Consider the following 10427-nt stretch of genomic DNA (forward strand, 5'->3'; position numbering starts at 1 on the left):
AGATAAAAAAACTATAAAATGTATAGGGGTGACTATATTGTCTACATTCTTAGGCAAAGATATGATGCTTAATCACGAAAGTTCAAAAGTTCTTTATCATGATTACGCAAAAAATATGCCAATCTATGATTTTCATACGCATTTACTGGCTGATGAAATTGCTACTAACAAAAAATATGGAAATATGACTGATATTTGGCTTAATGGGGATCACTATAAATGGAGGGCTATGCGATGGTTAGGCGTAGAAGAAAGATTCATCACGGGGAATGCAAGTGATAAGGAAAAATTCTTAGCTTGGGCTCAAACTGTTCCATATACAATAGGAAATCCTCTTTATCATTGGTCACATTTAGAATTAAGTCGTTATTTCAATATAAATGAGGTATTCTCAGAAAAAAATGCACATGAAGTTTGGGATATCTGTAATGAGAGATTAAATCAAAGTACCATGTCTACAAATGGAATTTTAGAAAATTTTAATGTGAAAGTTGTATGTACTACTGATGATCCAATCGACACTTTAGAAAGTCATCAAATTATACGTAAAGATATAGGAATTACAACTAGGGTCCTACCTACATTTAGACCAGATCATGCTTTAAATATTGAACAATCAAATTTTGTAAATTATATAGAAAAATTAGGTGATTCAACTAACAGCATTGTTTTAACATATGAAAACTTTATCGCTTCATTACATTCACGAATTGATTATTTTCACGCAAATGGATGTAGAATTTCTGATCATGGTTTTGAAATTTTTCCATTTTCACCAGCTACTGAACAAGAGGTGTCTTCTATATTTGTACGTGCTCTGCAAGGAAAAACACTATCTCTAGAGGATATAAATAAATTTAAAACAAACACTCTTATTCACCTGAGTAAAAAATATTATTCTCTTGATTGGACCATGCAATTACATATAGGTGCTTTAAGGAATAATAACACACGAATGTTCAAGTTAACGGGAAAAGATAGTGGGTACGACTCTATGTCTGACTTCCACCTAGCAAGACATTTAAATGGTTTTTTTAATGAATTAGACAAAGATAACCTTTTACCTAAAACAATTGTCTATAATTTAAATCCTGTTCATAATGCTATTGTAGCTTCTACTATAGGGAATTTTCAATCTTCTGATGCCAGAGCAAAAATTCAATTTGGATCCGGGTGGTGGTTTAACGATCAAAAAGACGGCATGCTAGATCAAATGAAAACATTATCTAATATAGGTTTGCTTAGTACTTTCGTAGGTATGCTTACGGACTCAAGAAGCTTTTTATCGTTTCCTCGCCATGAATATTTCAGAAGAATTTTATGTAACTTACTTGGGACTTGGATAGAAAATGGTGAGCTTCCAAGGGATTACGAGTTTATAGGAAAAATAGTCAAAGATATTTGTTATAACAATGCCGTAAATTATTTTAACATTGAAATAAATGAGACAGTACCAATAAAAACAAATTAATAATACAGTAAGATATAAATTTTCTTTTCGAATAAAAAGCTTTTTTTGACGAGCTTTTTCTATTATATATTACTTTTATTAAGAGATTGATTTAAGTTCTTTTGTTAAATAGGCATTGATATTCTATAAGTTAAAAGCGCGATACATTGTAGAAAAAGATCATATTTTTCGTCAGTAAGAGTAAATGGTGAAACTTTAATGATTTACGAAGTACTTTAATATTTACTTAATAAATGATGAAACCTAGGCAAAAGAAAAAGTAGGTTTCTATCGAATGTAGAGTCGATTACAAAATACAGAATCTGCTCTTTTTATGACCAATGTTTCAGTAGGGCTACGATATATGTCATTTTCTATACATGTATGTATCAAAGGTTATAGGATATTGTTCTCATGTTATACTATCGATTAATGACAAAACACATTGTATATGCAACATGTTTTGTTCATTTTCTGTTTTTGGGGGACAACTTCATTGTTTGTTGTCCTTCTTTTTATTTTATATAAAAAGAAGGAATTACTCTCCAGAGTACTGTTAACCTTAGTCAAGGGAGTTGAAACGTTATGAAAAAGACAGAGCACATCAAGAGATATGAGCAAGGTATTACTAGTAAGTTTGCTGTGTACAGATTACCCTATGTTTATGACTTTTCTATTTACGCTATTGACATCTTTTATACTGATACAGAGGACTACTTCTTTGGCTGTGCTAAGAACACTACACTTGAAAGATTCTTTACTCGTAAAATCCACCAAGATGAACTGGGGTATTATTTCAAGTATGCTCAAGAAAAGGTCTATCTCAACAGTTTTAATCCAATAAAGAACAATAAGCTACAGTTTGTTCAATGAACTGGCTTTTTTTATGCCATCCAAGACAAATAACCTATCATATCACCATTATGAGAAGTAAATGCTAAGAATATCAGTATGATTAACCCTGTTGTTTTATTTGATATGAATACTTTCCCTTTATTCGAACATTCTACTACTTAAGAAACCCTAAAAAGTTTACTCAAAGATATAAAGGTGGATTCAATATAAATGAATAATAAGGTTTATATGATCTTTCGTGAGATCTTCATTGTTTGCATTGTTCCCTTTGCTATTATCTTTCTTACCAATCTTTTGGTGCAAATGACCAGTAAAAGAAATTGATTTATATCCTTCTCCCACTATATACGGGTAATAAACAACAACTTAAGCAAACTACTCAAGATGTCACCAAACATCGACTCATGCAACTAAATTCTGCAACAGAAAAAACCTACCTCTTTTAACTGGGAAGAGATAGGTTTTTCTGTTTTTTAAGATGACTATGATATACAACCTTGGTTAACATAAAACCGATTCTAGGTACTAAAAAGTAAATTGAAGCAGTTTTTGTTAAGGGAAATAACGATATTTGACAATCTGGTTGTTTGTTATATAATAGTTCTATGACTTTAGAACAAACAAATGATCTTCAAAGAGTTAAAATATTTAATGCATTAGCAGATGAAAAGAGAATAAATATTATTCGTATCTTATCTCAAGAAGAAAGTTGCCCGCGATGTACAGATATTGGAAGGAGTTTAGGGATTAGTAAATCAAATGGTTCTTATCATTTGAAAATTTTATCTGATGCACAGCTGGTAACAATTAAACGAGAAGGTGTAACTAAATACGTTTCTTTGAATACTGAAATGTTTAAACAATACCTTCCTGGATTTTTGGCTACATTATAAAGTAGCTTTTTTTTTACTAATTAGTTTTAAAGTTTTATGACTATTTGATTAAAGAGGAGTTATTTATGAAAAACAGAACAAATTATCTCATTGTAACGTTATGTTTCATTGTTCTATCTGGTGTCATTAATGCTATTTTATTTAACGTGGCTCTTGAGGATATGACAAAGGATTTGAGTGTTACGAGCTCTGCAATCAGTTGGATTGTTATTTCTTATACATTGGTTATTACTTTTGGCTCAATTACATATAGCAAATTATCTTCCTACATTCAGATTAAAAAATTATTAATGATTGGTGTTCTTTTATTCACTTTAGGTTCAGTAATAGGTTATTTATCTAATGGATATATTGGAGTTCTGATAGGCCGTATTATTCAAGCAATGGGGGGCAGTTCTTTTATTGCTTTATCCATGATCACAGCAAATCAATATCTTCCTTTAGCTAAACGAAATGTCACTCTTACATTAATAGGAGGGTGTTTGTCTCTAGGTTCTGGATTTGGTTTTTTGATGGGAGGAATACTAACCCATATCTGGGGGTGGCCATCCTTATTCTTATTTATGAGCCTGACTTTACTCACAGTTTTTGGACTATACTACTTTATCCCCTCTGGATATGCTGTTAACGAGAAAGTAACTAAACCCTTTGATTTTTCCGGATTGTTTTATTTACTTCTCTTTGTTATTTCTTTTATCTTAGGAGTAAAATTAAATGGATATTTGCTTATTCTAAGCGTCCTTTCTATCCTCTTATTGGGCTTGCATAGTAAAAAACAAGGAGTCTTATTATTTATTGATTTTTCCGTATTCCTATCTTATTCTTTTAACAAATTAATCTTAATTAGTTTTATTAATAATGCAGCCATGGTAGCTATTTTGTTTCTTTTTCCTTTACAGGCCATTCGAACATTTCATGTATCAGTTATCCTAATCGGTCTCATCTTATGTAGTATCTCAATAGTAGGCTTTTTGATTGGTCTACTTGTGAGGAAGGCTGTTCATTTTATAAGTAATAAGAAATTAATGGTTATATCTATTGGTGTACAATTAATAGGTTTTGGTATTCTAATCTTTCTTGGTCTTCATTCTATGGTTATGATCACGCTAGGAGTATTATTTATCTATATAAGCTTTAGTGCTCTAACTGTAATTATTAATATTGAAATTCCTCATACAATAGAGAAGGAGAAAATGTCGATGGGGATAGGGGTATACAATCTCTTCAACTTTTTAGGGATGTCTTTTGGTCCTTCCATGTCCAGTCGTTTATTAGAGATTTCTTCAAATCTTATTTTTTCCTTTTTCTTCTTTGCAGGGCTATTAATCCTTTCTTTTGTGTTATCCATAGTAAAACAAAAGAGTACGGGGTAATGCTGCAATAGAGCAGAAGAAACTACCCTAAAAAACTAATTGAACAATTAGATCAGGTAGTTTTTTTCTTTTTTTAGGCTGTATATCGTATAGATTGGTAGTTAACATAATCCATGTTATAGGAAATAAAGAAGCTCACTTATAAAAAGTGAGCTCTAAAATGAATACTAAGCCTATTCAATCAACAATACAATATTCCCGAATTGTTCTTCTCATTTCCCTCATAAAAAATCCCCTCAGTAGTAGACAGAATAGATTGCTTCCTTTTACTTGTCTACCACTAAGAGAGGAAATATCATCTTTCATAAGGATTTTTATATAGAAACTCTTTTTAAATCAGGTTTAAGAAAGCTATCAAACAATCTTTAAAACGCTTTCAATTATTTGTTTGCATTTTGGAAAATAAGAGACTCTGATTAAGTTCTATATAATTCTCTGTTGAATTAAATTTTATTTTGTTAAAATAATCCCAATTAACGTAGGGTGCATTACTGCTTCTACAAATTCTTTTTAGCCCTGTTTATTCTGATTTTAATGAATATATTCTATTAAAAGTTTATAACTTTTTCGTTAGCTAATGAGCGTCGACGCTCAAGTTCAACATCCATTTCTGCACGCTTAGCATCGAGGTTGTAGAACCATATTGTTATTCCGATAAGCAAACAAATACCCAAGGGTACCCATATAAATACCAGTTCAATATAGGTTAAAGTTGTAGAACTTTGTACAGAATTTGGTACATAACCACCCATTTTTAGAATAACCCCTACGAACGCACTCCCCAATCCGAGGCTTACTTTTACAAAAAATCCTTGAAAAGCAGCAATCATACCCGCAATACTTCTATGATTCTTATATTCTGAGTAATCAATAATATCTGGTTGTATTGCAAATGTGGTACCAAAGATGCCATAAATTCCGAGCCCAGTTATCGCCAGTCCTGCTATGAGTAAAATAGGAGAAGACTTCCCGAAATATATTAATAAATCCCCAGCAATATAAATGGACGTACTGAAGAGCAGTACATTTTTCTTCGTCATCTTTTTTTGAAGCCAAGGTAAAATAATTAACATCGGTAGTCCTGAAAGAATTCCGAATAGACCAACAAAAGTTAACCAATCCGCGTGGCCAAGATTATAAGTGAAATAGTATATGACGGTGGTATTTCTTATAACAAAAAGGGCGAAATAGAGAAAGTTTAAAATAAAAAAAATAAATGCTTGATCTGTCAGCCCTTTAAAATCTTGTTTAAACGAGGATTTTAAAGGTTGAGTTGACGGTGGAATAACCTCTTTCGTACTCATAAAAGTGATTACAAATATTAACACCGAGGCAATGCCATAAATGCTCATTGTAATTAAAAAACCTTTTTGTGTATCTCCCTGTCCAAAGAAATTTACTAGAGGTGTTGTAACAGACATTACTAAAGCAGTTCCAATCAACGCACAAATCATTCTAGTAGATACTAACCAATTACGTTCATGGTTATCTGAAGTTAACCTTGGTACAATTGTATTCAACGGTATATTTACCACCGTATAAGCAATGTTTAATAAGCAATAAGTGACATAAGCCCAAATGATTTTTCCCATCATATTGAAATCAGGAACAATAAAGGTCAGTACAGTAAATATAGCAAAAGGAATAGCTCCTATCAGGAAATAGGGTCTTCCTTGACCCCATTTCGTATGTGTTCTATCAACCAATAATCCCATACCAGTATCTGCAAAAGCATCAATTATTTTTGTTACTAACATTAAAGTACCAGCAACTGCTGCCGTTATTCCAAAAACATCGGTATAAAAGAACAAAAGGTAAGATGCCATTGTGCTAAATACCAAATTGCACCCTAAATCGCCAACACCATATCCAATTCTTTTTCTCCATTTATCCATGTGTATTACCCCACAATTTTAAATTGTTTTTTGTAGTATACGATCTGCATGATTTTCAAGCGAAATATTTGTCAGCGTTTTCATATCATCTTTTAAGTTATTGTATATAGATTTGTAAACCTTGTAATAGTCATTATACTTCTCATGACTCCGCTTATTTGGCATGATTTTTTCATCTAATACTTGCCATTGTTTCACATCTTCATAAGATAACAGCCCTGTTCCAATTCCAGCTAGCATGACATCTCCCATATTTGCCTCTACATCATGGATTGGACAAACAATTGGATAGCCCGTTACATCAGCAAAGATTTGTCTCCACAATTTTGATTTTGTTACTCCCCCGGCAAGTAGGATAGACTCACCCAGATTTTCCCCAGTCGCTTCCATTGCATCTCGCAAAGAAAATGCGACCGCTTCCAAAAATGCACGGTAAATATGAGCTTTTGTATGAGCTAATGAAAGTCCCACAATCGTTCCTTTTGCATCTGAATCCCAAACAGGGCTTCTTTCTCCCATAAAGTAAGGAAGTACAATTAGACCTTCACTACCAACAGGAATGGTTTCTGCTTGCTCATTTAACGCATCATAGGCATTTTTCCCTCCGGATTTTTCCACTTCCACTTCAAACTGGCACATAGTCTGACGAAACCATTTTACAATCGCACCTGCAGTAGCACCACCAGCAAAATAATAAGAAAGCTTTTTTGCATCGTATAGATACGGCCAAACAATCAGATCTTTTCCTTTCACTGGTTTGTCTGAAACCAACGCTGCACACATTGAAGTTCCGATCGCTGCTGCATAAACACCTGGTTCAAATACCCCAAGTCCAATGTTTGCAGCACCGCAATCAATACCACTTGCTATCACGGGCATTCCTTCGGAAAGCCCTAATTCAACTGCAGCTTCTTTCGTTAATCTACCGACAATGTCTGTTGATTCTACAATCTTCTCTGGCATCATTGACAGAGGAATACCCATCTCTTCCATCATTTCTTTAGACCAGCTTCTATTGTTCATATCAAAAATACCGCCGATATTTCCTGCAGAAGAATAATCAATCGCAATTTCTCCTGTTAGTTTATAAATAACGTAATCATTTGGGGGCAAAAATAGCTTTGTCTTTTTCCAGTTTTCTGGTTCATGGTTTTTCATCCATAAGATTTTGGTATAACCATAATAGGGGTCAGCGCCATTGTGAGTAATTTCTAAAAGTCTTTTTTCTCCAATGTTATCTAAAACCCATTTTGTTTCTTCTTCTGCTCTACGATCCATCCAAATCATACAAGGTCTCACCGGCTCCATATTTTCATCTAATGGAATACCAGAACCACCATACAAACCACTGATAGCAATTCCTTGTATTTTCCTCGCAGCAATTCCTGATTTCTGCACTGTATTTTTAATAGAAGTTTTGGCGGCATGAAGCCATACCTCAGGCCATTGCTCAGCCCATAATGGTTTTGGGGTCAATACATCATATTCTTGTAAATCTTGAGCAATTAGATTACCTTCCGTGTCCATTAAAACTGTCTTGGTACCGGATGTTCCGATATCTGTACCGAGTAAATAATGCATATATAGTCCTCCAATCTTGAAAGCTAAAATCTGTTAATCTATTAAATACAAGTAAAGGCGCCATCTACTACAAAGTCTGCCCCTGTGGTGAAGCTACTAGTATCTCCAGCAAGATAGACACATATAGATTGAAGTTCTTCTGGTCTTCCCATTCTTTTAAGAGGTGCCATTTGATTCCATTGCTCGATTAAGGGCTGCAAACTTGGAGAATTTAATGTAAGTTCTGTACCCATATAGCCTGGACTAATACAATTTACACGTACATTTCTTGTAGCCCATTCTACTGCCAGAGATTTTGTTAACTGAATTACTCCTGCTTTAGAGGCGTTATAGGAACACTGCGGCTGAGGCACGTTTACAATATGGCCTGACATAGAAGCCGTATTAATAATAGAACCGCCGCCTTGCTTTAACATTACTTTTCCAGCTGCTTGAGCTGTTAAAAATACACCAGTTAGATTAATATCAATGACCTTTTTCCACTGATCAAAAGTCATTTCTTCTGCAGGTACATTCATACAAATTCCAGCATTACAGAAGGCAACATCTATACGACCAAAAACGTTAAGTATTTTTTCAATCATGCCATCTACATCTTCTGGTTTTGTAACATCGGCTTCAATAGCAATCGTTTTAACCTTATGGTGTTCTTTTAACTCAGTTGCGGTTTTTTGAGCTGCTTCAAAATCCAGATCTACAATCGCTACATCGGCTCCTGCTTCTGCGAAAGCGATTGCAACACTCTTTCCAATACCCCTTGCTCCACCTGTTACAAAAATTTTCTTTTCATCCAATCTCATTTTTTCAATGATTCCCATATTCAATTTCCTCTCTTTCAAGAAAGTAGTTTTATAAAATATATTTATAAAATTAATTTATATAATATAACCTTTTTATGTATGAGTCAATATAAAGAAATAAAAAAAGGTGAACTTACCCTTCATTCAACTTGCGAATGTTGTTATTACTTCAGGTGGTGTGATATATTTTATTTAAATTTAAATAAACTAGTTTTATAAAATATTTACACATAATGAGGTTGTTTGCATGGATAATAATATTACATTTAAAGATATAAAAAAAAGTAACTACTCGTCGATCTACCACCTTATTTATCAAAACGAGAGACTTTCAAAACAAGAGATTGCAAATCAACTTAATTTGAGTCTGCCAACTGTAACCCAGAATTTAGTTCGTTTAGAAGAGAAAAAATTGATTGAAAAGAGTGGTCAATTTGAATCCTCTGTTGGTAGACGTGCAACTGCCTATGCTATATGCCCACAGGCTCATATTAGTATAGGTGTTGAAATTCTAAAAAAGACAGTTTGCATTTTAGCAATTGATTTGCTTGGTATTGCATTTGCAAAGAGGGAACTATCAATTGAATATTTAAATACAGATCGTTATTTTAAAGAAGTAAGCAATGCGGTAAATGATTTTATCCTATCTCTTAATGTAGAAAAGGAACAAGTCCTTGGCATTGGTTTTGCAGTACAAGCTTTAACATCAACTGATGGGAAGAGTATTACATATGGAAAAATATTAAACTGTACAGGTTTAGATATTGAGGTATTTTCACAGCACCTAGATTATCCTTGTGTATTTTTCCATGATGCAAAGTGTGCAGCTAATACAGAATTGTGGATTAGAAATGATATCGGAGACATTATTTATTTGTCAATTGGTACCCATCTTGGGGGGGCTCTTATTATAAATAATCAAATTTATATGGGAAGAGAAGGGCATAGTGGTACGGTAGAACATATGACGGTCGACCCTCATGGAGACCCGTGTTACTGTGGGAAAAAAGGATGTATGGAAACATTTTGTTCTGTTAGTGCCCTGTTAGAAGAAGATGAATCATTAGAAGTTTTCTTTAAAGAATTACGATCTGGTAACACTTCCTATCAAGAGAGGTGGACCTCATTTTTAGATGACTTAGCATTTTCAATCAATAATATTAATCTTGTTATTAACAGAGAATTTATTTTAGGTGGACATATATCTCCTTACTTAAAAGAAAAAGACATTGAATTTCTTCATAAAAAAGTTTATGATAAAACCCCATTTCCAAATAATGATTCATTTATTCATATTAGCCGTTCACCTGAAAATGGCGTTCCTATAGGTGCTGCTATACCTTTCGTTCAATCTTTTTTAAACACAATTTAATTATGTAGACAAATTATAAGTTAATATTATAGTTCTCTTTACTTCTTATCATTTTAGTGATTAAACCCTAGATGAATACTAAAGCTTATAATAAAATGCTCTTAACCCGAAAAAAAGAATCCTTTGCTTTTATTGAACAGCCCCCTGTCAAGTAGACAGTGGAAATAATAAAAAAAATTAGGCGGCTTGAATCCTATATTCTAATGGA

8 protein-coding genes are annotated in these 10427 nt (G+C 33.2%); 5 read left to right on the forward strand and 3 right to left on the reverse strand.

Features of this window, described 5'->3' with window-relative positions:
- Positions 1–37: 37 nt before the first annotated feature.
- The 4 genes from uxaC (at position 38) to SB717_RS26955 (ending at position 4571) form a co-directional block, all read left to right on the forward strand.
- Entirely contained in the window at positions 38–1471 is a 1434-nt protein-coding gene (uxaC, locus tag SB717_RS26940) for a glucuronate isomerase (RefSeq protein ID WP_410905553.1), read from the forward strand.
- A gap of 564 nt (positions 1472–2035) precedes the next feature.
- Positions 2036–2323, forward strand: a complete 288-nt coding sequence (locus SB717_RS26945) for a hypothetical protein (protein ID WP_074682859.1) — start codon at positions 2036–2038, stop codon at positions 2321–2323.
- Between the two features lie 587 nt (positions 2324–2910).
- Positions 2911–3198: an ArsR/SmtB family transcription factor gene (locus SB717_RS26950; RefSeq protein WP_074682857.1), complete on the forward strand. Its 288-nt coding sequence runs from the start codon at positions 2911–2913 to the stop codon at positions 3196–3198.
- Between the two features lie 65 nt (positions 3199–3263).
- A complete protein-coding gene (locus SB717_RS26955; RefSeq protein ID WP_410905556.1) occupies positions 3264–4571 on the forward strand; it encodes an MFS transporter in 1308 nt (435 codons plus the stop codon).
- 548 nt (positions 4572–5119) lie between these two features.
- Here SB717_RS26955 and SB717_RS26960 read toward each other — a convergent pair.
- The 3 genes from SB717_RS26960 to SB717_RS26970 are packed head-to-tail and all read right to left on the reverse strand — an operon-like array spanning position 5120 to position 8865.
- Positions 5120–6466 (reverse strand): MFS transporter, encoded by a 1347-nt coding sequence (locus SB717_RS26960; RefSeq protein ID WP_074682855.1) that lies wholly within the window; start codon positions 6464–6466, stop codon positions 5120–5122.
- Positions 6467–6484: 18 nt separating this feature from the next.
- A complete protein-coding gene (locus SB717_RS26965; RefSeq protein ID WP_074682854.1) occupies positions 6485–8047 on the reverse strand; it encodes an FGGY-family carbohydrate kinase in 1563 nt (520 codons plus the stop codon).
- Positions 8048–8088: 41 nt separating this feature from the next.
- Positions 8089–8865 (reverse strand): SDR family oxidoreductase, encoded by a 777-nt coding sequence (locus SB717_RS26970; protein ID WP_074682853.1) that lies wholly within the window; start codon positions 8863–8865, stop codon positions 8089–8091.
- 229 nt (positions 8866–9094) lie between these two features.
- Here SB717_RS26970 and SB717_RS26975 point away from each other — a divergent pair, with 229 nt between their 5' ends.
- Positions 9095–10219 carry an ROK family transcriptional regulator gene (locus SB717_RS26975; RefSeq protein WP_074682852.1) on the forward strand — a complete coding sequence of 375 codons (1125 nt, stop codon included), beginning with the start codon at positions 9095–9097 and terminating at the stop codon, positions 10217–10219.
- The last annotated feature ends 208 nt before the right edge of the window (positions 10220–10427 follow it).

The sequence above is a fragment of the Priestia sp. SIMBA_032 genome (assembly GCF_046535215.1).
Taxonomy (GTDB): domain Bacteria; phylum Bacillota; class Bacilli; order Bacillales; family Bacillaceae_H; genus Priestia; species Priestia aryabhattai.